Below are 1,117 nucleotides of genomic sequence, written 5' to 3'. Positions count from 1 at the left end.
TTTTTAGACGGAAAAAGGCGCCATCGAAAAGATCCCTCGCTCTGTTATTTCAGCAAGTGATCTTCTTCTGTAAAGTGCAAAGATGTTTTGATTCCGCTAATTTCGTTATACCAGTTTTGCAAATAAACTTGGCTTTATAACGTGTTATTTTGCGAATAAAATTTGCAAGACCAATAGAAGCCCGTTGAAGCTAATACAACTTCACCTGAAGCCAACGCAGATTCATAAAAATCGGTGCGGGATTACCAAAAACAATTTAGGCTTGTTAAGGTAGTAGTTACGCTGAAATTGACTTGCAAGTTTATTGTGATTGATAAGGTTTTACCATGAACAGAACAAAAAGAGCGCTGATTAGCGTATCTGATAAAACTGGCATTGTTGATTTTGCTTTAGATTTAGTTTCGCTTGGAATCAAAATTATTTCAACAGGTGGAACAGCCGATAAACTTAAAGAAGCAGGAATAAAGGTTACGGAAATCTCCGAGATAACAGGTTTTCCCGAACTTCTCGATGGACGCGTCAAAACACTGCACCCGAAAATTCATGCTGCGATTTTAGCCGATCGTGAGAATCCTCAACACATCGAGCAGTTAAAGGCTTACGAAATAGAGCCGATTGATATGGTTGTTGTAAATCTTTATCCCTTTGCTCAAATTGTCAATAAACCGAATTCGACGCTTGAAGAAGCGATAGAAAATATAGACATTGGCGGGCATACGTTGATGCGTGCTGCTGCAAAAAACTGGCAGCATGTCACGGTTGTGCCTCATCCGAATTTCTACGAAGTCATCATAAAGGAATTGAAGCGGAACAACTGTTTGGTTCCACTAGCCACAAGGTATCTCTTAGCCGTCTCGGCATTCACCATGACTTACCTTTACGAAGAACAGATTTCCAACTTCTTTCGGAGCGAAATTCAAGCAAACATTTTCAGAGATTCGATAGCAACTGATGTAATCGAAGTAATCGAACAAACAATTGTATTGCAAAAAGATACCGAAACTCGGCTAAAAAAAGACAACGGCTCTACAACTCCCGAAAGTCCTATTCATCACGAACAAACTCTAACTCAGAAATTTCTCAAGAAAGAAGAACTTAAAAACCTAAGGGAAAAAGA

The 1,117-nt window shown here is 39.1% G+C and carries 1 pseudogene; it reads left to right on the top strand.

Annotated elements, in window-relative coordinates:
* Positions 1 to 326: 326 nt before the first annotated feature.
* Positions 327 to 1,117: pseudogene (locus NW827_RS04505) on the top strand (hypothetical protein); the annotation flags it as partial.

Source organism: Synechococcus sp. H70.1 (assembly GCF_047502705.1).
Classification (GTDB): Bacteria; Cyanobacteriota; Cyanobacteriia; order Thermostichales; family Thermostichaceae; genus Thermostichus.
This window is presented reverse-complemented; position numbering and strand designations above follow the sequence as displayed.